The sequence below is a fragment of the Rhodophyticola sp. genome (assembly GCF_965284195.1).
Taxonomy (GTDB): domain Bacteria; phylum Pseudomonadota; class Alphaproteobacteria; order Rhodobacterales; family Rhodobacteraceae; genus Rhodophyticola.
The window spans coordinates 3985956-4009656 of the sequence record NZ_CBDIRM010000001.1 but is presented as its reverse complement, the minus strand read 5'-3'; the positions used below and the strand labels follow the sequence as shown (position 1 = coordinate 4009656).

The following is a 23701-nucleotide window of genomic DNA, read 5'->3' as shown; positions in this document are numbered from 1 at the left end:
TCACCCGCCGAAAACGCTTTTCAGCATTTCCACCAAGGTCGATCCAGTCGTGCCGATGCGCGCGGCCTTATATCCACCGGATGCATCTATATCTTTTGCAGTTTGAGATGCTCGTTCGATGATATTGGCTTGGGCCGCGCGCCCGCCAGTCCGCTGAATAGCGGTGGCTTTGGCCTCAATGCCGCTGTCCTGTTCCACCGTTTCGGCATCCAGCCCAGTATCTTCATACAGCCGGCCGGCGGTCCGGTCTCTCTGAAAGGCCCGCATACCGCCTGCGACCAGCTTCATGGTTGCGTCATCAACCTCACGTAATCTTTGCTTAATACGGATTTCATACGCGGCCCCCACCTCAGGATGGCTTCCACGAAGCTGCAAAGCGTGTTGGTCCAGTCCATCAACCAACGCCGAAAGCGCATCGTCAGGGTCATATTCGCCTTCGCGGAGCTTACGTCTGAGAATGTCGCGCGCCTGTCGAAAATGTTGTTCCATGGCATTCGGATCGTCGCGGCAATCATCAAGCGTATAGCGCAGATATTTGAATGCGACGCACATCTCATTGAAACCGCTATTGGTTCTGAGCGCGAGGTCGAGCGCGAACTCTACCTGCCCGAGCATCTTCTCGGTTCTTTGATCGTCGGGCGTCGGGTCTGGTCGCACATCGAAGCGCCCGTCGGCGACCACCACAAGCGTCTCCGCTTGTGGCAAGGCTTGCGCCCAAAATTCGTCCTCAACCCGCGCGATTTCCTCCGCCACCGCCTCCGGTCCGGCGTCCCAGATTTCCTCCGGGATCAGCGCGACCGCCTTCTGCAACCCCCATGGCAGCGGCTCCCCCGCCATCGCTCCGGCATACCATTTCGCCCAGAACCGCCAGGCTCCGCCGGAGGCCAATACATCCACCATCCCATCCGACGCCGTTGCAATGACCTCGTGCAACGCATCAGGCACGGACACCGCGCTGGACATGAGCGTTTCCGGCCGAAGATCGGCATCCGCATAAATGGCGGCGCGGGCGGAGGAAAAGGCGGTGTTCGAGGCGGCGGCGGTAGCGGAGGAGGCAGCGGTAGAGACTTCCTCCTCGGGGAAGGCGGAGGCGCGTGCGGCGGAGGCAGCGGCGGAGGCGGCGGCAATGGTGGAGGAGTGGGCGAGGGAGGAGGCCTTGGAGGCGGCGGCAATAGCGGAGGAGTGAGCGAAGGCGCCGGCGACCCACACCTCGGGTGTCGGATACATCGCCGCGACCCCCGAGGTGAGGATTGCCCGCATCGTCCTCAGGGCAAGGCGGTCCAATGCCTCATGGCGTTCGGGGAACCGGGTCGCGAAGGGCAGAACTCTCAGCGCGGCGCGACAGGCAATCGCCACGCAGACCTCTTGCGGCTGCGCGTCAAGCCACGCCCGAAACTGCTCCTCGTTTTCTATCGCCACGCGCCATGCACTCCAATCCCGCGCCCACGCTGCATCATCCGGTACCCCCGTTCAATCTGAAACCGCGCCACCCCTTCCCTCACCCACGAGCTTGGGCTATCTCACCGGCTGACCCTTATCACGCAGGCCGACATGACCGACCTCTCCCGCATCCGCAATTTCTCCATCGTGGCCCATATCGACCACGGCAAATCCACCCTTGCCGACCGGCTGATCCAGCTGACCGGCACCGTGGCCGAGCGCGACATGAAGGAACAGATGCTCGACGCCATGGATATCGAGCGGGAGCGTGGCATCACCATCAAGGCCAACACCGTCCGCATCGAATATCCCGCGCGCGACGGCCACACCTATATCCTCAACCTCATCGACACGCCCGGACACGTGGATTTCGCCTATGAGGTCAGCCGCTCGATGCGCGCCGTCGAAGGTTCGCTTCTGGTGGTGGACGCCTCGCAGGGTGTCGAGGCGCAGACGCTGGCCAATGTCTATCAGGCCATCGACGCGGACCATGAAATCGTGCCGGTCCTCAACAAGGTCGACCTGCCCGCCGCCGAGCCCGAGCGGGTCCGCGAACAGATCGAGGATGTGATAGGCATCGACGCGTCCGATGCCGTCCTGATCTCGGCCAAGACCGGCGTCGGCATCCCCGATGTGCTGGAGGCTATCGTCACCCGTCTGCCCGCCCCCCGGGGCGACCGCGACGCGCCGCTGAAAGCCATGCTGGTGGACAGCTACTATGACAGCTATCTGGGCGTCGTCGTCCTGATCCGCGTCATCGACGGCGTGATCCGCAAGGGCGACAGGATCAGAATGATGCGCACCGGCGGGCTTTACCCGATCGACCGGCTCGGCGTCTTCACGCCGAAGATGAAAGACATCCCCGAGCTTGGGCCCGGCGAGATGGGCTTTCTCACCGCCTCGATCAAACAGGTCCGCGATACGCGCGTGGGCGACACTATCACCCATGAACGCAAGGGCGCGACCGAACCGCTGCCGGGCTTCAAACCCTCTCAGCCCGTGGTCTTCTGCGGCCTCTTCCCGGTCGACAGCGCGCAATTCGAGGATCTGCGCGACGCGATCGAGAAACTGGCGCTGAACGACGCCTCCTTCTCCTTCGAAATGGAAACCTCCGCCGCCCTCGGCTTCGGCTTCCGCTGCGGCTTCCTCGGGCTTCTGCATCTGGAGGTCATCCGCGACCGGCTGGAACGCGAATACGATATCGACCTGATCACGACCGCGCCCTCGGTCATCTACCATGTCTATCTGCGCGACGGCACGATGACCGAGCTGCACAACCCCGCCGACATGCCCGACATGACCCATGTGGACCATATCGAGGAGCCGCGGATCAAGGCCACCATCCTCGTGCCCGACGATTATCTGGGCGATGTGCTCAAACTCTGCCAGGACCGGCGCGGCATCCAGCTGGACCTGACCTATGCCGGCTCCCGCGCGATGGTGGTCTATGACCTGCCGCTGAACGAGGTGGTGTTCGACTTCTACGACCGGCTGAAATCGGTCACCAAGGGCTATGCCAGTTTCGACTACCAGATGATCGGCTATCGCGAGGATTATCTGGTGAAAATGCAGGTGCTGGTGAACGAGGAGCCGGTGGACGCGCTGTCGATGATGGTCCACCGGGACCGGGCCGAAATGCGCGGGCGCGCGATGTGCGAGAAACTGAAGGAACTGATCCCCCGCCACATGTTCAAGATCCCGATCCAGGCGGCCATCGGCGGCCGCGTGATCGCGCGCGAAACCCTCTCCGCGCTCCGCAAGGACGTGACGGCGAAATGCTACGGCGGGGACGCGACGCGGAAGCGGAAGTTGCTCGACAAGCAAAAGGCCGGTAAGAAGAAGATGCGGCAATTTGGGAAGGTGGAGATCCCGCAGTCGGCGTTTATTTCGGCGTTGAAGATGGATGGGTAACGCAAGGTATTGGTGAATTGCTGATCGAAAAGATCTTTGCACACTTAGTGTATCCAGATGTTGGAGAGGAGCTCAGCGTTCCTTTCACTGCCTCGGAGATACCACTTGAAGGAAAGCTATTTGGGATGTTGAAGGAAATCTTCGATGGCTCAGAGAGTGAGTGCAACATCGACATCCGTTTTATTTCCGACAACCAGCAAAATGATATGCGCGATTCGCTTCTAAACCTTATAGAGAAGCGCGACGCTGAGAGCGCAGGTGAGATAGCAAGAAGGCTATCACGGAACACCACTCGTCGATCCCACATTGGCCTCTTCTTCGTAATTCTGGCAAAATCTGGAAAAAAGAACTCGGTAGTTCTTTCCAGATTTCCAACCGATCAGGCTATCTTAGCCGATGACGACGGGAATGGACTGAATGTTGAGTTTCTTGAAAAGGTTTTTGTAAAGAAGTGGTCGTCATACAAAGGTGCGATATTCTCTGATCATGTATCTCGACAGGGTTTCTGGACGGGACGTGTCGTTGATCGGCAAATAAACGCTACTAAAGGTGAAGCGTCTCTTTATTGGGTCGAGAAGTTCCTTTCTGCAGATTTTGTAGCAACAAGCTACCTTGGAACTCATCGTTTTGCGAAAGCTGTATCCGCGGCCTCACGCGCTGCGAAACCCGAGAACGCGGTGGAAGAAATAAACTCAATAGTTCCCTTTCTTCGGCAGTTCGACGGAAAAGCGACTAGCGTGATTGAGATTGGAGAGAAACTCGGCCTTTCAGAGGGAGCGCGAGCAGCGATCCAACGAGAGATGCCTTCTAACACTGTCGATCAAGTATTTAAACTTGACTATGACCTTCTTCGAAACACTATTTCTTTTCGAACTTATACGACTGACAAGGGTGTAACTATCACAGCCGACAGCCTAGATTTTCAGGATGTTGTTAGCGTTTCAGGTAAGGATAGCGACCAAGGAATTGTTACCATTTCTACGACGGGTCGGATTATCTCGGACAGACTTCGCAAGGCCAGGTAATGGATGACCTTGCCACTGAATATGATCTAATCTCCGATGATTTGGCATGCTGCGCAAAGTCACTCGAAAGTTTTTTTCGCCCTCATATTCCCGTTGATGTGAGAATTGATCGTATTTCATCAAGGCCCAAATCTAAGGAGAGATTCATTGCGAAAGCTATGAAGCGGGAAGCGGGAGAGCCACGTTACCCGAATCCTTTTGGGGACATTCAAGATCTACTTGGCGCCAGAATAGTGGTTCTATATCTGCACGATGTTGAACGATTGAAAAGGTTGATCCCTCGGTTGCTTGGCACAATCGAGGCATTGGAACTAGAGCCCGAGGGCTTCTCGAACTTTGGATACTTCGGCTGGCATGCCATAGCGCGTGTTCCCGAGGAAGTTCTACCAGACCCCAAGAGAGACTCCTTCCCGAGGTTTTTCGAAGTTCAAATAAAGACTGTTTTCCAACACGCTTGGGCTGAAGCAGAGCACGACCTTTCCTACAAGGAGCTGAATGGCCAGATTTCCAACGAAAACCTTCGACTCATTGCTTTTGCTGCTGCGCAAGCTTGGGGAGCCGATAACAGCTTTGCTGCAGTATTGGACAGACTGCTTTCTGAAAAAGTGCAAAAAGAGCAGTAGCAACCGTAGGATGGCGCTCGTCACGCACCACCCCTACCTTCGTCCACCGCCCACTCCACAGTAACTACTCCCCCAAACCCCTCCCGCGCCGCCCGTTCCAGCGCGATGAACCTGCGCCATACCCGGTGGAATCGCCCTGTTCGCCGCCAAACCGCCCTTCGCAGCCGCAGAAACCGCACGGGCATCCACAGCCCGTAGCCGCTCTGGCCAAGCCTGCAAGGCCAAAGCGCTTTTCCGGCCCGCCCCCAGCCGACCCCCAGACTTACCCCCGGAACGATCCACAGGAAATTTTCATGCTGCACTGCTCCGTGCTTGAAGGAATCGCGACGGTATTGTGAAGATTTTGTTACTGGAAAGGTTCCTTGAACCGGACCGGGACGCGAAAGGCCCCATCGGAGCCGGAGCGGAACGGATCGGGCCTTCGGGCTTCGGATCGGATCGCGAAGGGTTTTGGGGTGCAAGCCGGGCGGGCAGGCTTTTCGGAGCAGGTCGGTCAGGGCGGCATAACAAGGGTCTACGCGGGTCACGAGGCAGCTCTTCGGAGCTATCGCGTGATCGTCACGGCCAAGCCTTCGGGCAAGGGCGTGGCAGCGACGGGTCGCATGACCCCGAGCATCGCAACGGATCGCAAGATCCCGCGCGAACTGGGCCGGAAATCCCCTTCGGGGGCGGACCGGAACAGGAAGACGTCAGGGTGGGTTTCGGCCCAATGCGAAGACCGCGTCTGAGCACCTGGCGTCTTTTCCTGTCCAGCCATATGACACCCCACAAAAAAACGAGGCCCGCCTGCCATGAACAGTCGAGCCCCGTCGTCAGTGTATACCGCGTCTATGCACCTGTGGATAACCCACTACACCGCCGATTCGGATAAATCAACAAGATCTCGCAGCCATGACGCGGAATTCCGCAAGATGCCGTAGGCAGCCGCAAGATCTTGGCCCGGGTTAAGCCGGGCGCTGGTCAGCGCGGCGCGAAACCTAGATGTCCTCCTGAACCTCCCCTGCCACCTCGGAGATCCCCTGACCGGCAGCCTGGACGTCCTGGCCGAATCCGTCGACCGTTTCACAGGCGGCAAGGCCGAGGAGTGCGGCGAAAGCGAGGGCGATACGGGTCATGATGATATCCTTCTTCCGTGGATGAGGTCGTGCCTCTCTAACGCGCCTGCCCACCTGGCGGTTCCCTCCCCGCGTTCAGGAACTGATCCGACCCGGCGGCGTTGACCCTCCGAAAGGAGAATTCTCATGGATCGTCTCAGCATCATCCTGACCTTGATGACAGGCGCCGTTCTGACCGGCGCGCTGGCCGTCACCGCCATGGCTTCCGGCTGGTATGGCTGGCTGCCCCTGCTTGGATCGGCGGCCATCGGCTTCGTGCTCAGCTGGCCTGTCGCCTATCTGATTTCGCGCCGGATCAAGCGCGATGACCCGAACTGGTCTGCGAAGACCGCGCAGAAAGGCCCCTTGCCCAAGCCCGGCGCAAAGGAGGTCTGACCGCCCCACTGACAGTTGGGCCGCGCACGGCGCGCGCGGGGGCAAGAGCCGGGCCCTGTGACAGAGCCTAGCCTGCCCCGCGTTCCGCCTCCGGGTGCTCGGCGATGAAATGCTTCAGCACCACGAACAGCTCCCGCGCATGGTCCAGATCGTCGCGGTGCAGCGCTGCGCGAATATCGTCGCAAATCATCTTCTGCACCTTTTGCGGCCCGTGATGGAGGTTCATCATCCGCTCCCCCAGCGCCGAGGCATTCAGCTCGGGCAGGCCTTCATGCTCCGCGACGGCGGCGATTTCCGCCCGCGTCAGGCAGGTCATGTCTTCGATATCGTCAAGCGTTATCATTGGTTTGGCTCCCCCCTCACCAACGGTGTCATGAAACTGTTACATTTTACCACGGGCGGGCGGCGCGCCGACTGATCTAAGTCAAAGACAATAATTGTCGGTGCCGATACTTCGAAACGCAGGGAACCGCGCCTTGGAAGATGGACGACAATCATGCGCTTGTTTTTGCTGATGTTTACACTGGCCGCCACGGTGCTGGCCGGGGTCGGGGTCACGGCGGTTCTGGCCGCGGGTATGGATGGCTGGCAGCCAATCGTTGTGGCCGCGGTTGCGGGCGGATTGGTCGCGCTGCCGGCCGCGTGGATGGCAGCCAAGAAGATCAGAACCCTCTAATCCGGCGCGTTCAGAAACACGTCGAGCGCTGCCTCGAACTCGCGCGGCTTGTCGGCATGGAGCCAGTGCCCGGCACCCGGGATCTTCGCGAACCGGGCATTGGGGAACTGTGCGCGGATAACCGGGCGGTGATCGGGCGTCACGTAGTCCGACGCGCCACCTGAGAGAAACAAGGTTGGCCCCTCGAACACGCCCTCGGGCGCGGGCCAGCCGATGATCTTCGGCATGAACGCCTCCAGCACATCGAGGTTCAGCCGCCAGCGTCTTGCCTTGATATCAAGGGATTGCAGCAAAAAGGCCCGGACGCCATCTTCCGGCACCTCTGCCTTCAGGGCCACGTCCGCGTCCCGGCGCGTGTCGAGCGTCGACAGGTCCAGCCCGCGCATGGCGTGGATGAACTGCACCTGCGTATGCCCATAGGCCGCCGGTGCGATATCGGCCACGACCAGCCGCCGCACCTGCTCCGGACGCGCCAGCGCCAGCGCCATGGCCGCCTTGCCGCCCATCGAATGCCCGATCACATCGGCCAGCCCCCCATGGGCTGCGACGACATCGGCCAGATCCCCGGCCAGATCGGCATAGTCATGGCTGTCCGCCCACGGGCTTTCGCCATGGTTGCGCATGTCCACGCTGATCACCCGGCGCGTGCCGGACAGGCGCTTGGCAATCACGTTCCAGTTCCGCGCCGAGCCGTAAAGACCATGCGCGATGAGGATCGGGGGCAGATCACCGGGATCGCCGAAGAAATAGCTGGCCAACATGGGTCGTGTTCTATCCTTCGCTTTACGCCGGGACCAGAGGGGTTGAGCCTTGCCCGCCGCGCCTTATGCTGTGGCGTCTGAGTATCGGGGTACGGGGCATGACGCCGGAGCAGTTTCAGGACATCACCGACGCCGCCCGCGCGCAGATCGAGGAACGGCTCGGCATCCGCGCGCGCAGTTTTCGCCGCGCTGTCGCGCGGGCCGGCCGCCTGCTGCCCGCAGGCGCGCGTCAGGCCGCCGGCAGCCTGCTTGAGATCGAAGCGCGGATGCGGAACCCGAAACTGGCCGCCCGGCTCGACCCGCGTGTCGCACAAGAGGCTCTGGCGCGGTTCAGCGCGCAGATGCGCGGGATCGAGCCCGGAAAACGGCAGGCCATGGACCGGGCCGTGTTCTGGGCCGAGATCGGGTTTCGCGCCGCGGTGTTTCTGGCGCTTCTGATCGGATTTCTTGTCTGGCGCGGGTACATCTGACCACCCGCACCGCCGGACGGGAGAGGTCGCGTTTAGTGCGCGGCCTTGATGAAGGTCCCGTTCTGCAGATCGCGTATGGCCTGGCGCAACTCATCCTGCGTGTTCATCACGATCGGCCCGTGCCACGCCACGGGTTCCTCGATCGGCGCACCGGATATCAGCAGGAACCGCACACCCTCCGGGCCGGCCTGCACGGTGACTTCGTCGCCCGTGCCGAAGCGGATCAGCGTGCGATCGCCGGACATGTCGCGGATATTGAGTTCCTGGCCCATCACCTCCTTCTCCAGAAGCACGCCCGTGGGCCGGCTGGCATCGGCAAAGGCCGCCGTCCCTTCGAACACATAGGCAAACGCCCGGCGATAGGTGTCGATCCGGAAGGTTTTCTTCACCCCCGCCGGAACCGAGACATCCAGATATTGCGGATCGGCGGCGATCCCGTCGACCGGCCCGCGCCGGCCCCAGAATTCACCGACGATCACGCGCACCACCGTGCCGTCATCGTCGATCACTTCGGGGATCTCGGTTCCCTGCACATCCTGATAGCGCGGGGCGGTCATCTTGAGGCTGGACGGCAGGTTGCCCCAAAGCTGGAAGCCATGCATCTGACCCCGCGCATTTCCAAGCGGCATCTCCTGATGCAGGATGCCCGACCCCGCCGTCATCCATTGCACATCGCCCGCACCAAGGGTTCCGGTGTTTCCCAGACTGTCGCCATGTTCGACCGATCCGGCCAGCACATAGGTGATCGTTTCGATCCCGCGATGGGGATGCCAGGGGAACCCGCGCAGATAATCCTCGGGCCGGTTGTTCCGGAAATCGTCAAACAGAAGGAACGGATCCAGCTCGGACGGGTCCTGAAACCCGAACGCACGATGCAGATGGACGCCCGCGCCTTCCATCGTCGGCATGGCGCGGCGGGCTTCGGTCACGGGGCGGATCGACATCGGGGACCTCCTTGCGGGTACGGGTTGAGATATACGCCGATGCGGAGATCAGGCAATTCGGTGCCCCCGAACGGGGCCTGTGCAGCCCTGCAGGTGTCGCTTTCGGGGACCAAGGGAGGATCGGGTCCATCGGCCAGGGCGATGCAGGCCGGAAACCTGCGGGAACGCCGCCGCCCGAGGGTGTGCCCGCGCGCGGGCGACGCAGGTCTCGCCAATCCGGGCGCAACCGGCTATGGCACCCCGGCAGAATGGAGTTGGATCATGGATGACGAGATTATCGGGGTGATCGAACCTCGCGCGGTCCGGCGCTATGTCGCGACCGGCGGGATCGGTCTTCTGGGCATGATCCTGCTTTACATCGCTGCCGCCACGCCGCCCGTCGATCCGGGCTGGCTTGTGTTCCTGATCGTCATGGGGCTGGGCAGCCTTTTTCTGTCCTGGCGCCTATGGCAGGCCAGCGGCATCACGCTGGAGCTGACCCGCCAGGAACTGCGGGAGGCCGGCGGCCGCGTATTGGCGCGGGTCGAGAATATCGCCTCTGTCGATCGCGGCTTCTTCGCCTTCAAGCCATCGAACGGGTTCATGATGCGCCTGAAGACCGCCGACAGCGCGGTCTATGCCCCGGGCCTGTGGTGGCGCTACAGGCGCACGATCATGGTCGGCGGCGTCACCTCGGGTACGCAGGCCAAATCCGTGGCCGACCTGATCAAGATCCTGATGGTCGAACGCGATCACGAGGGTCAGGCGCCGCAGGGGCGCCCCTAGCCGCCCGCGATCCGGCGGGTCCTACAGCCCCTTTGCCTTGTAGCTCGACGCGACCCGCCCGATGGAGACGAGGAACCCGGCGGTGCGCAGGTCGGTGACATCATTGCGCGAATGCCAGACCTCGCGCATGGACTGATAGGCCACGCGCATCGTGTCATCGAGGCCCGAGCGCACCAGCTCAAGTTCATCGGCGCCGCGCAGATATTTTTCCTTGAAATTCGGGCTGAGGCTCCAGCCGAGATCCTTGTCCCGCGACAGGCGTTCAAGCTCGTTCACGATCAACTCGTGCCGCGCCTCTTCCTGACGGCGCTGCATCCGGCCGAACCGGATGTGGCTGAGATTCTTGACCCATTCGAAATAGCTCACCGTCACCCCGCCGGCATTGGCATAGAGATCGGGAATGATGACCACGCCCTTGTGGCGCAGAACCTCGTCGGCCCCGGCGGTGATCGGCCCGTTCGCCGCCTCGATGATCAGCCGCGCCTTCACCCGGTCGGCATTGTTCATGTTGATCACGCCTTCGAGGGCGGCGGGGATCAGGATGTCGCACTCTTCCTCCAGCACCTTGCTACCCTCTTCGATATAGGTGCCGTGCGGGCAGCCGCGAACGCCGCCGTGATGCGCGATCCAGTCGCGGACGAGGGCGATATCCAGACCCGCGGCGTTGTGCAGCGCGCCATCGCGCTCCACCACATGCGTGATGATCGAACCATCTTCCTTGGAAAGGAACAGGGCCGCGTGATAGCCCACGTTTCCAAGCCCCTGGACGATCACGCGCTTGCCGTCGAGCTTGCCGTCGAGCCCGGCCTTTTTCACGTCCTCGGGATGGCGGAAGAACTCGCGAAGCGCGTATTGCACGCCGCGGCCCGTCGCCTCGACCCGGCCCTGGATACCGCCCGCATGGGGCGGCTTGCCCGTGACGCAGGCGCGCGCGTTGATGTCGGTCGTGTTCATCCGCGCGTATTGGTCGGCCATGATCGCCATTTCCCGCTCGCCCGTGCCCATATCGGGCGCCGGAACGTTCTGCGACGGGTTGATCAGATCGCGCTTGATCAGCTCATAGGCGAACCGGCGGGTAATCTGCTCCAGCTCATGTTCCTCGTAATGGCGCGGGTCGATGCAAAGCCCCCCTTTGGAGCCGCCGAAAGGCGCCTCCACCAGGGCGCATTTGAACGTCATCAGCGCGGCCAGCGCCTCGACCTCGTCCTGATGCACGTTGGGCGCATATCGGATGCCCCCCTTGACCGGCTCCATATGTTCCGAATGAACCGAGCGATAGCCCGTGAAGGTCTGGATCTCGCCCCGCAGGCGCACACCGAACCGAACCACATAGGTGGAGTTGCAAACCCGGATCTTCTCCTCCAGCCCCGGCGGCAGATCCATCAGGGCCACGGCACGGTTGAACATCAGATCGACGGATTGGCGAAAGCTCGGCTCGGTTGTCATGGCATATCCCTCCCTAGACGCATGACCTGTGGACTTGCACGGAAACAAGGCCTTGGCCAGACCCGACCACAGCCTTGGCAACAAAGCAAGAAAACACGCCACGGCAGGGACCGGGAGGCATGACTGCAAAAGCTTAATTACGGATTAATTGTTTGTTTCCGTATCGCAAACATCGCGTTTCTTCCCCTCTGCTGCCCAATTTCTGCCTTTGTTCCGGCGCACAACCGCTTCCTGGGGATTTGTGCGCAGGCGCGATGACCAATGGATTGATGCAAGGACTTGGATGTCATGATCGCTCGGACACGGAAGACCCTTCAAAAGCTTCGTGAAAGCGCCAGCCTGTGCGGCTTCGCGCGCGAGGAAGACGGCACAGTCACCATTTTCGGACTGATGATGTTCGTTCTGATGATTGGTGTGGGCGGTATCGCGATCGACGTCATGCGATATGAAACGCAGAGGGTTCAGCTTCAATACACGCTGGACCGCGCCATCCTGGCCGCCGCCGCCATGACGCAGGAGCAGGATGCCGAGGCGGTCGTGCGCAATTACTTCGAGGTTTCCGGCCTTGAGAATTACCGCCTGACCATCCTGCCCGAGGAGGGGTTAAATTATCGCCGTGTTTCCGCACATGCGGAAATGGATATCAATTCGGTCTTCATGCACATGTTCGGTGTGCGCGCAATGACATCGCCCGCATATGGCGTGGCCGAAGAACGCGTTCAGAATGTCGAAATCTCTCTGGTTCTCGATATCTCCGGTTCAATGGGCTGGAACGGCAAACTCCGCAATATGCAGACCGCCGCCCGCGAATTCGTCACCGCGGTGATGGAACCCAATGATTACGGCACCGACGAGATGCTCGTCTCGATGTCGATCGTTCCCTACAATGGCCGGGTCAATGCGGGCTCGACGATCGAAAGCGTGTTCACGCTGTCCAATGAACACAACGAATCCAGCTGCACGCGCTTTGACCAGGCCGATTTCCAGACGACCGCGATCGACCCGGCCCAACCGATCGAACGCCTGGCGCATTTCGACTACGACAACCGGGCGCGGTATTCCACGTTCCGCTGGCCGCATTGCCAGACGGACGACTATGGCGCGATCCTGCCCTGGTCGCATAACATCGCCGCCTTGCACAGCCACATCGACAGCCTGAATGCCGATGGATGGACCGCTATCGATCTTGGCATGAAATGGGCTGTTGGTCTGCTCGACCCCGCGGCCGCTCCCGCCCTGCAGGCTCTGGAAAGCAGCGGCGTGGTGCACAGCGATTTCGTTGATCGCCCGGAGGCATTCAACGACCGCGAAACCATGAAGATCATCGTTTTGATGACCGATGGAGAGAACACCAACCAATACGATGTGGTGCAGGAGTTCAAACGCGGGCCGTCGACGATCCTGTATCATGAAGAGGATGATCGCTGGTCGATGTATATGCCTGAAACGGGTCTCTACTGGATTCCCGATGGCGATTACGACGACGACGATGGCATATATTCGCTTAATCCCTATGATGACGGCAACGCCAACGACGGGCATGAAAGCGTCCCGCGCTCCTGGCCCTATTTCTGGGCTCGCTGGTCGGCCCGGATGATGGCGGGAGAGTTCTATTGGCATGGCAGTCGCGGATACTTTGGCGACTGGGACTACTATCGGGACTTGCGCTACAATTCGATCGAGCTTTACGCGGGCGCCAACGAAGCGGACGCAAACCTGCGCGCAATCTGCGATGCGGCCCGAGAACAGGGGATCATCGTCTTCACCATCGCCTTCGAAGCCCCCCAGCGCGGCGAAGAGGTGATGCGGTATTGCGCCACGGAACCGGCGAATTACTATGATGTCGAAGGCGCCGAAATCAGCGAAGCCTTTGCCTCGATTGCGAACACGATCGACCAGTTGAAGCTGGTGCAGTAGCCCGGATGCATAGCTTCGGATATCATATCTTCCAATTCGCAAGGTCCGAGCGGGCGACGGCCACGACCGAGTTCGTGATCGTCTTTCCGATTATCCTGATCCTGTTCATCGCGGTGTTCGAAACCGCGATGATCCTGACCCGGCAGGTCATGCTGGAACGTGCCCTGGACCGGACGGTGCGCTTCCTGCGGATCACGGCCGATCTGGAGGTCACCCACGACCAGATCGCCCAGAACATCTGCGCCAATACACTGGTGATCCCGCAATGCGACGACATCCTCGTGCTCGATCTGCGGCCGATCGACAAGACCAACTATATCCTTCCCGATGAACAGACGCTCTGCGTGAACCGCGACGGCATGGTGCGTCCGCCCAACACCTTCGATCCGGGCCGCGACGTGAATGAGGAAAACCAGCTCATGCTGATCCGGGCCTGTGCCGTGGTGGACAGGATCCTGCCGATCTCGGGTTTCGGCCTGAACCTCACCCGCGACGACACCGGCGGCATCCACATGACCTCTGCCACCGTCTTCGTCAACGAGCCATCCTAGGAACACATGATGAAACGCCTGATAAGACGATACATGCGCGAAGACGACGCGGCCGTCGCGTTCGAGGCCGTCATCATCACACCGATCCTCGCCTGGCTTTTCGTGGGCAGCTTCGTCTTCTTCGACGCATTCCGGACCTACAACACCTCGCTCAAGGCGACCTACGCGGTGGCCGACGTTCTGTCGCGGGAGACCGACTGGATCTATGGCTCGGATATCGAAGGGCTGGCGGATGTGTTCCAGCATATCACACGAAACGTGGAGCAATCCTCGTTGCGGGTGACGCAGGTACGCAGAAGCACGAGCGAATACAGGATCGACTGGTCCTATGCCACGGACGGCACGGCGCGGCTTTTCGACTCCAACATTCCCGCAATCCAGTCGCAACTGCCGAATATGGTCTTTGGCGAAAGGATCATCGTGGTTGAAACCTTCTTGCCCTATCGCCCCGCTTTCAATGTGGGGTTGCGCCCGCTTGAGTTCACGAACTTCACCGTGACCCGCCCCCGTTTTGCCGGCCAACTGCAATTCGACGATGGCAGTGACCCGTTGTACTGCGGCAGCAGCTGCAACTTCGGTGACGGCGACGAGGAACCCGATCCCGACACGGATAGCGGCCCTGCGGGCAGTTAAGTCACGCGGCGACGCTTCGGTGTCGCGGACGCGCTTTCGCTTGTCACATCTCCATTGAATAGTCCTCTGGAAACCGGTTGACTGGACAGCGGTGACCAAGGGGAGATGGCGCATGCGCTATTCGGGGCTTCAGGTTCTGGCACAGGGCCTGATGGGCAACAGGGGCTGGAAACCCGTGTGGCGCGACCCCGAACCCAAACCCGCATACGACATCGTCATTATCGGCGGCGGCGGCCATGGGCTGGCAACCGCCTACTACCTCGCCAAGGAACATGGGCTCGGCAACATCGCCGTGCTGGAAAAGGGGTATCTGGGCGGCGGCAATGTGGGCCGGAACACCACCATCGTGCGCGCCAATTACAATCTGCCCGGCAATTCCGAGTTCTACTCCCATTCCCTGAAGCTCTGGGAAGGGCTGGAGGCCGACCTCAACTACAACGTGATGCACAGCCAGCGCGGCGTGATCAACCTGTTCCATTCCGACGGGCAGCGCGACGCCTATGCGCGCCGCGGCAATGCGATGATCAATCAGGGCGATGACGCGATCCTGCTGGACCGCGAGGGCTGCCGCCGGATGCTGCCCTATCTCGACTATGATCAGACCCGGTTTCCGATCTATGGCGGGCTCTACCACCCCCGCGGCGGGACCGCGCGGCACGATGCGGTGGCCTGGGGCTATGCCCGCGCAGCCGATCAGCGCGGCGTCGATCTGATCCAGCAATGCGAGGTGACGGGCATCGATATCGCGGGCGGCAAGGTGACCGGCGTGCAGACCACCCGCGGTGCGATCCGCGCCGCGAAGGTGGCGATCGTGGTTGCGGGCCGCTCCGGTCAGGTGGCGGCCATGGCCGGCCTGCGCCTGCCGATCGAAAGCCACATCCTTCAGGCCTTCGTGACCGAGGGTCTGAAACCCTGCATCGATCATGTGGTGACCTACGGCATGGGCCATTTCTACATCAGCCAGTCCGACAAGGGCGGGCTGGTCTTCGGCGGCGACCTCGACTTCTACGCCTCCTACGCGGCGCGGGGGAACCTGCCGATGGCCGAACATGTGATGGAGGCCGGGCTGACGCTGATGCCGATGATCGGCAAGGCCAGGGTGCTGCGAAGCTGGGGCGGGATCATGGATATGACACCCGATGGCTCGCCCATCATCGACAAGACGCATGTGGACGGGCTCTATATCGACTGCGGCTGGTGCTATGGCGGGTTCAAGGCGGTGCCGGGGTCGGGTTTCTCCTTCGCGCATCTGATCGCGACCGACCGGCATCACGACCCCGCCGCGCGCTTCCGTCTGGACCGGTTCCGCCGCGGCGTCCTGCTGGACGAAGAGGGCACCGGCTCTCAACACAACCTGCATTAGGGGGAAAGCAGATGCGTATCACATGCCCCCTCTGCGGGGATCGCGACAGCCGCGAATTCAGCATCCGGGGCCACGAAACCTATCTCGACCGCCCCGCGCCCGACGCGGGAGAGGCCGCATGGGACAACTACCTCCATTTGCGGGACAACCCGGCCGGAGAGACCGCGGAGCTTTGGCATCACGGCGCAGGCTGTGCCGCGTGGCTGCGGGTCCGGCGGAACACCGTCACCCATGAGGTGCTCAAGGTGGACCTGGTCCGCGACCTGACCGGAGGCGATCATGCGGATTGAGGGCAAGGGGTTGATCGACCGCGCACACCCGGTTCGGTTCCGCTTCGACGGCGTGAGCTATGGCGGGTTCGAGGGCGACACGGTCGCCTCGGCCCTTCTGGCAAACGGCGTCAGGCTCATGGGCCGCTCGTTCAAGTATCACCGCCCCCGGGGCGTGCTGACGGCCGGGTCCGAGGAGCCCAATGCCCTGATGGAGATCGGCACGGGCGCGGCCAGAACACCGAATGTGCGCGCGACGATGCAGGAGATCTACGAGGGGCTTGAAGCGCGCAGCCAGAACCGCGTCGGCCCGCTTCACAGGGATCTTCTGTCGATCAACGATCTGTTCCCGGGGGTCCTCGGCGCCGGCTTTTACTACAAAACCTTCATGTGGCCCCGCGCCTTCTGGGAAAAGCTCTACGAGCCGGTCATCCGCCGCGCGGCGGGTCTGGGTGCGTTATCCGGCCAGCCCGATCCTGGCCGATACGAGAAGGCCTTCGCGCATTGCGACCTTCTGGTGATCGGTGCGGGGCCGACCGGGCTCATGGCGGCGCTCACCGCCGCCCGGGCCGGGGCGGACGTGATCCTGGCTGACGAAAACGCACGATTGGGCGGGCGACTCCTGTCTGAAACCGAAGAGATCGGCGGGAAGCCTTCCGCGCTATGGGTCGCGGATATGCTGGATCTGCTGCGCGACACCGGCAATGTCCGCATCATGACCCGCACAACGATCACCGGGGCCTATGATGGCGGCACCTATGGCGCGCTGGAGCGGGTCGGCCAGCACCGGCCCGAGACACCGGACCTGCCGCTGGAATGCTTCTGGCGGATCCATGCCGGACAGGCCGTGCTGGCGGCAGGCGCGCTGGAACGTCCGCTGGCCTTCCCGATGAATGATCGCCCGGGCATCATGCTGGCCGGGGCGGTCCGGACCTATCTGAACCGCTATGGCGTCGCGCCGGGGCGAAACATCACCCTGTTTGCCTGCAACGACGACGCACATCGCACGGCGCTTGACCTGATCGAGGCCGGCATCCGGGTTACCGCCGTGATCGACAGCCGCGCCGATGCGACGGCGCAGGGCGATTACCGGCTGCTGGCGGGGGCGCAGGTGATCCACAGCAAGGGCCGCCGGGCGCTGCGCGAAATCACCGTGCGCCACAAGGGCCGGCAGGACACGATCCTGACCGACTGCCTTGCCATGTCGGGCGGCTGGAACCCTTCGGTGCATCTGACCTGCCACATGAACGCCCGCCCGATCTGGAATGACAGGATCAAGGGCTTTGTCCCCGCCCCCGGCGCGGTGCCGGGACTGACCGCCGCCGGGGCCTGCGCCGGGATCTACGCCACCCATGCCTGCCTGACCGCCGGGGTCGACGCGGCGAAAACGGCGCTCAAGGCGCTCGGGAAATCCGCGCCCGGGGTCGCGGTGCCCGCCGCAAGCGACCAGACCGGCGCGGTGCAGGCGCTGTGGTATGTGGATGGCAAGGGCCGCGCGTGGCTGGACTTCGCCAATGACGTGACCACCAAGGATATCAGGCTCGCGGCGCGGGAAAATTTCCGCTCGGTGGAGCATATGAAACGCTATACGACACAAGGCATGGCCCCCGATCAGGGCAAGAACTCCAACATGGCCGCATTGGCTCTTCTGGCGGATGCCACCGGGCGCGGCATTGCCGAAACCGGCACCACCACCTACCGCCCGCCTTATGTGCCCGTCTCGATCAGTGCGATGGCGGCGGGCGCGGGCGGCAAGGGCTTCGCGCCGGAACGGTTCACCACGTCGCACGCGGCAACCGTTGCACGCGGAGCCCCGATGATCGAGGCGGGGCTCTGGTACAGGCCCGGCTATTTCCCGGCCCGGGGCGAAACCACCTGGCGGCAATCCTGCGACCGCGAGGTCGCCATGGTGCGCGACGCGGTCGGCATCTGTGACGTCTCCACCCTTGGCAAGATCGACATTCAGGGCCCGGATGCGGCGGCCTTTCTCGATTTCGTCTACACCAACATGTTTTCCACCCTCAAACCGGGGCGCGCCCGTTATGGGCTGATGCTGCGCGAGGATGGCCATGTGATGGATGACGGCACGACCGCCCGGCTTTCCGACACGCATTTCGTGATGACGACGACCACCGCCGCCGCGGGTCAGGTGATGACCCATCTGGATTTCGTGCATCAGGCGCTCCGCCCCGATCTGGATGTCCGGTTCATCTCCGTTACCGAACACTGGGCGCAGTTCGCGATTGCGGGGCCGCGGTCGCGCGATCTGCTGAACAGCCTGCTCGACACCCCGATAGACGGGGAAAGCTGGCCGTTCATGGCCTGCGGCCCGGTTTCGGTGCACGGGGTCGCGGGCCGGCTCTTCCGCATCTCCTTTTCCGGGGAACACGCCTATGAAATCGCCGTGCCCGCCCGCTATGGCGATGCGCTCTTCCGCGATCTGGTGGCCCGTGCGGAAACCCTCGGCGGCGGCCCTTACGGGATGGAGGCGCTGAATGTCCTGCGCATCGAAAAGGGCTTCATCACCCATGCGGAGATCCATGGCCGGGTCACCGCCTTCGATATCGGGATGGAGCGGATGATATCCCCGGGAAAGGACTGCATCGGAAAGACCGCGTCCATGCGCGCCGGGCTGACCGGCCCGGAACGGGAGCAACTGGTGGGCCTGAAACCCGTGGGTGCCGTCAAGCAACTGACCTCAGGCGCGCATCTGTTCGAACCCGAGGCGGGCCCGGTGCGCGTGAACGATCTGGGCTATGTCACCTCGGTCTGCTTCTCGCCCACGTTTGGCACCTATCTGGGGCTCGGCTTTCTGAAAAACGGTCGTGCCCGTCATGGCGATACCGTGAAACACGTGGATCATCTGCGCGGTCTGGAAACGCTTTGCGAAATCTGCGATCCGGTCTTTTTCGACCCTGAGGGAGCGCGCGTCCGTGGCTAGACTGATCGCAAAATCCGCGGCGTCCGGGCTGCTGCCGATCGAAATCGGCACCGTCACCCTGACGGAGGAAACCCCGGCGGCCATCACCGCGCTCATGCCCTTTGCCGGCAAGCTGCGCGCCCTGTCGGCCGCGTTGAAGGCCGCCCATGGCGTGCCTTTCCCCGGGCCCAACCGCAGCAGTGCCAAGGGCGGCACGCGGGTCTGCTGGTCCGGGCTTGATCAGGCGTTTCTGATCGGTGATCCCGCGCAGGCGGATCTGGCCGACCACGCGGCCGTGGTGGACCAGACCGATGCCTGGGCCGTGTTGCATCTGGAGGGCAAGGACGCGGCGGAGGTTCTGGCCCGGCTCACCCCGATCAATCTGGGCCGCGAGCATTTCAAGCGCGGCCATGCGGCGCGCAGCCTGATCGGCCATATGACGGCGCTGATCATCCGCACCGGCGCGCAGGGCTTCACTATCCTGACCTTCCGCTCGATGGCGGCGACGGCGATCCACGAACTCGACGTTGCGATGCGCGGGGTCGCCGCCCGGGCCGCCCTGCAATCGTCCCCCTGAGCCCCGCGATCAGCCCCTGCCCGGTCTCTGCCGGCACAGCGGCCGCGCTCAGCCGCCGATCTTCGCCAGAACGTTCTTCAGCGCGGCCCGGTCGGCGGGCTGCCAGTCGGCCTTGCGGGACTTGAACAGGATGGCCTGGCTGCGATGGATCAACCCGTCTTCCAGAACCTTGAGATGATTGGCGCGCAAGGTATCCCCGCTGGAGGTGATATCGGCAATCGCCTCGGCGGTGAGATGCTTCACCGTTCCCTCGGTCGCGCCCTGGCTGTCGACCAGCTGATAATCGGCGACGCCCGCGTCCCGCAGGAACTCCCGGACGAGACGGTGATACTTCGTGGCGATCCGCAGCCGGAACCCGTGCGCGGCGCGGAAATCGGCCGCGGCGGCATCGAGATCGTCCAGCGTGTCCACATCGACCCAGACCCGGGGCACGGCAATCACCAGATCGGCAAAGCCGAAGCCCATCGGTTCCATCTCGCGCACGACCTGCTCCCATCCCGGGATCCGTTCCCGCACCAGATCGCTGCCGGTGACGCCCAGATGAATGCGCCCGGCCTGCAACTCGCGCGGGATCTCCGAGGCGCTGAGCAGCAGAAGCTCCAGATCCGCGCCATCCACATGTGCGGCGTATTCCCGGTCGGAGCCGCTGCGCCGCATCCCGATGCCGCGAGCCGCGAACCAGTCGAAGGTCTTCTCCATCAAACGGCCCTTGGACGGAACCGCAAGCTTCAGGCTCATGATCCGCCCTCCGCGAGATCGTTGTGCAGCGCATGCACCAGTTCGGGCCGGATCACGCCGCCCACGGCCGGGATTTCCCGCCCGCCGCCCAGCATCCGGCAAAGCGCATCATAGCGCCCGCCGGTCGCCACGGGTGGCAGCCGCGGCTGCCCCTCCGCCAGAAATCCGAACACGAACCCGTCGTAATACTCCATATTCGTGCGACCGTAGCTCGCCTCGAACGGCAGGCCCGCCACATCCACGCCAGCCTGATCCAGCGCGTCCATCCGGCGCGCCATGCGCGCCACCGCGTGGGACATGCCCGGCAGGTCCACGGCAATGTCGCGCAGTTGCTCATGGGCATTGTTCAGCGTTTCGCGCAGCGACAGGATGACATCCAGCACTTCCGCCTCGGCCGCGCCGATGGGCTCGGCGGCGGCATCCTCCTGAAGATGGCGGATCCGCCTTTCGATCTCGTCCGGTCCGCGCAGGCCGATCATCGGCCCGCCCGACGCGATCAGCGCCTCCAACCCGGTTTCGGCACGCTCCAGCAGGGCCGCACGACCGGACGGCGCGGGTTTGCGGCCCGTGAACCGGTCCAAGAGGACCCTGAACCGGCGTGGGCGCCAGATATGCCGGCGCAGCGCGCGTTTGCGCCGGTCCGTGGTCGACAGGCTGTCGACCGCGGCCAGAAGGATCCCGATATCCCCGGTGACCGGCGCCAGACCTAGCGGTGACAACACTTCCGAAAACAGCGCGAACACCTCCGCATCGGCGGCGGCGGGATTGGCGCGATCGAACACCTCGTATCCGACCTGAAGATATTCGCTCGCGCGCCTGCTGTCGGCCTGTTGCTTGCGGAACACCTCGCCCAGATAGGTGTATCGGGCGGGTTCCGCGCCATTGGCCATATGCATCTGCACCACGGGCACGGTGAAATCTGGGCGCAGCATCAACTCGCCCCGGTCGGGATCGTGGGTGGTATAGGCGCGCGCCCGGATATCCTCCCCGTAGAGATCCAGCAGCGTCTCGGCGGATTGCAGCAGATCGGCCTCCACCGGCACAGCGCCCGACGCCGTGAAAAAGGCCTGAAGCCGCGCGGCCTCGGCCCGTATGGTGGCCTTGTCGCTCACCCCTGCCGGTCCAGAATGGCGCGGATTTCGGTCACCAGATCGCTCACGGGCACCTCCCGCTGCGCGGGCTGGGACTTCCATTCCTCATGGCTGACGCGTTCCGCAAGCTCTGCGCCAAGAACCAGATCCTTGATCTGGACCACGCCGCGCGCGGCCTCGTCCGAACCTTGGATGACGGCTACGGGGCTTTCGCGTTTATCGGCGTATTTCAACTGGTTACCGAAGTTCTTCGGATTGCCCAGATAGACCTCCGCGCGAATGCCCGCCTGCCGGAGCGTCGCGACCATCGCCTGATAATCGCCCATCCGCTCGCGGTCCATCACCGTGACAATCACCGGACCACGGGCCTTGCCGCCGATCCGGCCCGTCGCGCGGAGCGCCGCCAACAACCGGTCGACACCGATGGAGATACCGGTGGCAGGCACGTCCTGGCCGGTGAACCGCTTGACCAGATCGTCATAGCGGCCACCGCCGGCGACGGACCCGAACTGCCGCGGGCGCCCCTTCTCATCGGTGATCTCGAATGTCAGCTCGGCCTCGTAGACCGGGCCAGTGTAGTAGCCCAGCCCCCGAACCACGCTTGGATCGATCTCGATCCGGTCCGGGCCATAGCCTTGCGCGGCCAGAAGTTCGGAAATGGTTTCAAGCTCTTGCACGCCGTCCGCGCCGATCTGCGAACCGGCGACAAGCGCGCTCAGCCGGGCGACGGTGGCCGGGCCCGTGTCCCGCTTGGCGGCCATGAAGCCCATGACGATATCGGCCTGCGCGTCGGCCAGCCCGGCCCCTTTGGTGAAATCGCCGGAGGCATCCTCCCGGCCCGCGCCCAACAGCGCGCGGACGCCCTCTTCGCCCAAGCGATCCAGCTTGTCGATGGCGCGCAGCACGATGCCACGTTCGGCCTCCTTGTCGGTCCCGGCAAGCCCCGCGACCTCCATCACGCCGTTCAGGACCTTGCGGTTGTTGACTCGCACGATGTAGTCGCCGCGCGGGATGCCCACGGCCTCCAACGTGTCCGCCAGCATCGCGCAGATTTCCGCGTCCGCGGCCATAGACGCCGACCCGACGGTATCCGCATCACATTGATAAAACTGCCGAAATCTCCCCGGCCCAGGCTTCTCGTTGCGCCAGACGGGGCCCATGGTGAAGCGCCGGTAGGGGCTTGGCAGATCGTTGCGGAACTGGGCCGCGACGCGGGCCAGCGGGGCGGTCATGTCATAGCGAAGCGCCAGCCAATCGCCCTCCTCCTCCTGCCAGGCGAAGACGCCCGCATTGGGACGATCCACATCGGGGAGGAACTTTCCCAGAGCCTCGACCGTCTCCACAGCGGAGGTTTCCAGCGGATCGAACCCATATCTGTGGTAGACCTCGCCGATCACCCGCAACATCTGCTCGCGCTCGGTCACTTCGGCGCCGAAGTAATCGCGGAAGCCTTTGGGCGTTTCGGCCTTGGGGCGGGGCTGTTTCTTCACTTTGGCCATGGGGCTTGCGTCCGGGTCTGAAAGGTCGCGGGACGTGTAGCCGAGGGGGGCGACCGGGGCAAGGCGGGGCTGAAACCGGGCATATAGATGCGGTATATCTCGGGTATAGAACCGGTATATACGCGGCGGCGGATCGCAAGGAGGCGGAGATGGCGGATCGGACGGAGCTGGAAGAGCGGATGGCGCATCTGATCAGGACGGTGGAGGACCTGTCGGAGGTCGTCGCCCGGCAAGACGCGGAGATAGCCACGCTGACCCGGCGGGTGGAGATGCTGATGATGCGCGAGGCGGAGCGGGAGATGGAGAGCGGCGGAACCTTGCCGCTGGCCGATGCGAAACCGCCGCACTGGTGAGAGCAGGCACCCCGGAAACGCTCCGGCGGAGCGGTTCGCCTGCGAACGGGCGGAGCCCCGACACCCTGCGACCCGATGTTCAGGCTTGGCAAATGGAGGCCCGGCGGCCCGCGACGAAAACCTGTTTCTCTCGCCCCTCCCGACAATGGCTCTTTCGGGAGCCGTGACGACAGATATCGTCAGCATGACCGATCAGGGCGACCGAGGCGCGGCGGCGACCGGCGCAGTTCAGGCAGGGA

24 protein-coding genes are annotated in these 23701 nt (G+C 63.0%); 15 read left to right on the top strand and 9 right to left on the bottom strand.

What is annotated here, in order from left to right:
- Positions 1-1356 carry a hypothetical protein gene (locus tag ACQ651_RS20010; protein WP_430450272.1) on the bottom strand — a complete coding sequence of 452 codons (1356 nt, stop codon included), beginning with the start codon at positions 1354-1356 and terminating at the stop codon, positions 1-3.
- Between the two features lie 195 nt (positions 1357-1551).
- Between ACQ651_RS20010 and lepA the strand changes: the two genes are divergently transcribed.
- Genes lepA through ACQ651_RS19995 form a run of 3 tightly spaced genes read left to right on the top strand, consistent with a single transcriptional unit; the run spans position 1552 to position 4999 of the window.
- On the top strand, positions 1552-3351 hold the full coding sequence (gene lepA, locus ACQ651_RS20005) for a translation elongation factor 4 (RefSeq protein WP_430450271.1): 1800 nt from the start codon (positions 1552-1554) through the stop codon (positions 3349-3351).
- A 17-nt stretch (positions 3352-3368) separates the two neighbouring features.
- On the top strand, positions 3369-4376 hold the full coding sequence (locus ACQ651_RS20000) for a hypothetical protein (RefSeq protein ID WP_430450270.1): 1008 nt from the start codon (positions 3369-3371) through the stop codon (positions 4374-4376).
- Entirely contained in the window at positions 4376-4999 is a 624-nt protein-coding gene (locus ACQ651_RS19995) for a hypothetical protein (protein WP_430450269.1), read from the top strand. The genes ACQ651_RS20000 and ACQ651_RS19995 overlap by 1 nt, the downstream gene beginning before the upstream one ends.
- A gap of 977 nt (positions 5000-5976) precedes the next feature.
- On the opposite strand, the gene ACQ651_RS19990 is transcribed toward ACQ651_RS19995, so the two are convergent.
- A complete protein-coding gene (locus tag ACQ651_RS19990) occupies positions 5977-6114 on the bottom strand; it encodes an entericidin A/B family lipoprotein (RefSeq protein WP_227284457.1) in 138 nt (45 codons plus the stop codon).
- Positions 6115-6240: 126 nt separating this feature from the next.
- On the opposite strand from ACQ651_RS19990, the gene ACQ651_RS19985 reads away from it, so the two are divergent.
- Positions 6241-6489, top strand: coding sequence for a hypothetical protein (locus ACQ651_RS19985; protein WP_227284458.1), 249 nt, complete (start codon positions 6241-6243; stop codon positions 6487-6489).
- A 67-nt stretch (positions 6490-6556) separates the two neighbouring features.
- On the opposite strand, the gene ACQ651_RS19980 is transcribed toward ACQ651_RS19985, so the two are convergent.
- The gene (locus ACQ651_RS19980; RefSeq protein ID WP_430450268.1) at positions 6557-6832 is read right to left on the bottom strand and encodes a hypothetical protein; all 276 of its coding nucleotides are present in this window, start codon (positions 6830-6832) and stop codon (positions 6557-6559) included.
- 153 nt (positions 6833-6985) lie between these two features.
- Between ACQ651_RS19980 and ACQ651_RS19975 the strand changes: the two genes are divergently transcribed.
- Positions 6986-7165, top strand: a complete 180-nt coding sequence (locus tag ACQ651_RS19975) for a CTP synthetase (protein ID WP_227284460.1) — start codon at positions 6986-6988, stop codon at positions 7163-7165.
- On the opposite strand, the gene ACQ651_RS19970 is transcribed toward ACQ651_RS19975, so the two are convergent.
- Entirely contained in the window at positions 7162-7926 is a 765-nt protein-coding gene (locus tag ACQ651_RS19970) for an alpha/beta fold hydrolase (RefSeq protein ID WP_430450267.1), read from the bottom strand. The two genes, ACQ651_RS19975 and ACQ651_RS19970, sit on opposite strands and share 4 nt — an antisense overlap.
- A gap of 98 nt (positions 7927-8024) precedes the next feature.
- On the opposite strand from ACQ651_RS19970, the gene ACQ651_RS19965 reads away from it, so the two are divergent.
- Complete coding sequence (locus ACQ651_RS19965; protein ID WP_227284462.1) at positions 8025-8396, top strand: hypothetical protein; 372 nt, start codon at positions 8025-8027, stop codon at positions 8394-8396.
- Between the two features lie 32 nt (positions 8397-8428).
- On the opposite strand, the gene ACQ651_RS19960 is transcribed toward ACQ651_RS19965, so the two are convergent.
- Positions 8429-9340, bottom strand: a complete 912-nt coding sequence (locus ACQ651_RS19960; RefSeq protein ID WP_430450266.1) for a pirin family protein — start codon at positions 9338-9340, stop codon at positions 8429-8431.
- A 261-nt stretch (positions 9341-9601) separates the two neighbouring features.
- Between ACQ651_RS19960 and ACQ651_RS19955 the strand changes: the two genes are divergently transcribed.
- A complete protein-coding gene (locus ACQ651_RS19955) occupies positions 9602-10105 on the top strand; it encodes a hypothetical protein (protein WP_227284464.1) in 504 nt (167 codons plus the stop codon).
- 21 nt (positions 10106-10126) lie between these two features.
- On the opposite strand, the gene ACQ651_RS19950 is transcribed toward ACQ651_RS19955, so the two are convergent.
- Positions 10127-11551: a Glu/Leu/Phe/Val family dehydrogenase gene (locus tag ACQ651_RS19950; protein WP_227284465.1), complete on the bottom strand. Its 1425-nt coding sequence runs from the start codon at positions 11549-11551 to the stop codon at positions 10127-10129.
- 288 nt (positions 11552-11839) lie between these two features.
- On the opposite strand from ACQ651_RS19950, the gene ACQ651_RS19945 reads away from it, so the two are divergent.
- From ACQ651_RS19945 to ACQ651_RS19915, 7 genes are all read left to right on the top strand, one after another.
- The gene (locus ACQ651_RS19945; RefSeq protein ID WP_430450265.1) at positions 11840-13468 is read left to right on the top strand and encodes a pilus assembly protein TadG-related protein; all 1629 of its coding nucleotides are present in this window, start codon (positions 11840-11842) and stop codon (positions 13466-13468) included.
- 5 nt (positions 13469-13473) lie between these two features.
- Entirely contained in the window at positions 13474-14019 is a 546-nt protein-coding gene (locus ACQ651_RS19940; protein WP_375550652.1) for a TadE/TadG family type IV pilus assembly protein, read from the top strand.
- Positions 14020-14028: 9 nt separating this feature from the next.
- On the top strand, positions 14029-14652 hold the full coding sequence (locus ACQ651_RS19935; protein WP_430450264.1) for a TadE/TadG family type IV pilus assembly protein: 624 nt from the start codon (positions 14029-14031) through the stop codon (positions 14650-14652).
- Positions 14653-14764: 112 nt separating this feature from the next.
- Positions 14765-16015 (top strand): sarcosine oxidase subunit beta family protein, encoded by a 1251-nt coding sequence (locus ACQ651_RS19930; RefSeq protein WP_430450263.1) that lies wholly within the window; start codon positions 14765-14767, stop codon positions 16013-16015.
- 11 nt (positions 16016-16026) lie between these two features.
- Positions 16027-16305, top strand: coding sequence for a sarcosine oxidase subunit delta (locus tag ACQ651_RS19925; RefSeq protein ID WP_430450262.1), 279 nt, complete (start codon positions 16027-16029; stop codon positions 16303-16305).
- Positions 16295-19225, top strand: coding sequence for a sarcosine oxidase subunit alpha family protein (locus tag ACQ651_RS19920; protein WP_430450261.1), 2931 nt, complete (start codon positions 16295-16297; stop codon positions 19223-19225). Before ACQ651_RS19925 ends, ACQ651_RS19920 begins: the two co-directional genes overlap by 11 nt.
- On the top strand, positions 19218-19781 hold the full coding sequence (locus tag ACQ651_RS19915) for a sarcosine oxidase subunit gamma (protein ID WP_430450260.1): 564 nt from the start codon (positions 19218-19220) through the stop codon (positions 19779-19781). Before ACQ651_RS19920 ends, ACQ651_RS19915 begins: the two co-directional genes overlap by 8 nt.
- A gap of 48 nt (positions 19782-19829) precedes the next feature.
- On the opposite strand, the gene hisG is transcribed toward ACQ651_RS19915, so the two are convergent.
- The 3 genes from hisG to hisS are packed head-to-tail and all read right to left on the bottom strand — an operon-like array spanning position 19830 to position 23109.
- Complete coding sequence (gene hisG, locus ACQ651_RS19910) at positions 19830-20519, bottom strand: ATP phosphoribosyltransferase (RefSeq protein WP_430450259.1); 690 nt, start codon at positions 20517-20519, stop codon at positions 19830-19832.
- Positions 20516-21631, bottom strand: a complete 1116-nt coding sequence (locus tag ACQ651_RS19905) for an ATP phosphoribosyltransferase regulatory subunit (RefSeq protein WP_430450258.1) — start codon at positions 21629-21631, stop codon at positions 20516-20518. The genes hisG and ACQ651_RS19905 overlap by 4 nt, the downstream gene beginning before the upstream one ends.
- Positions 21628-23109, bottom strand: a complete 1482-nt coding sequence (gene hisS, locus ACQ651_RS19900; protein ID WP_430450257.1) for a histidine--tRNA ligase — start codon at positions 23107-23109, stop codon at positions 21628-21630. Before hisS ends, ACQ651_RS19905 begins: the two co-directional genes overlap by 4 nt.
- Before the next feature lie 149 nt (positions 23110-23258).
- On the opposite strand from hisS, the gene ACQ651_RS19895 reads away from it, so the two are divergent.
- On the top strand, positions 23259-23462 hold the full coding sequence (locus ACQ651_RS19895; protein WP_227284476.1) for a SlyX family protein: 204 nt from the start codon (positions 23259-23261) through the stop codon (positions 23460-23462).
- Positions 23463-23701: the final 239 nt, after the last annotated feature.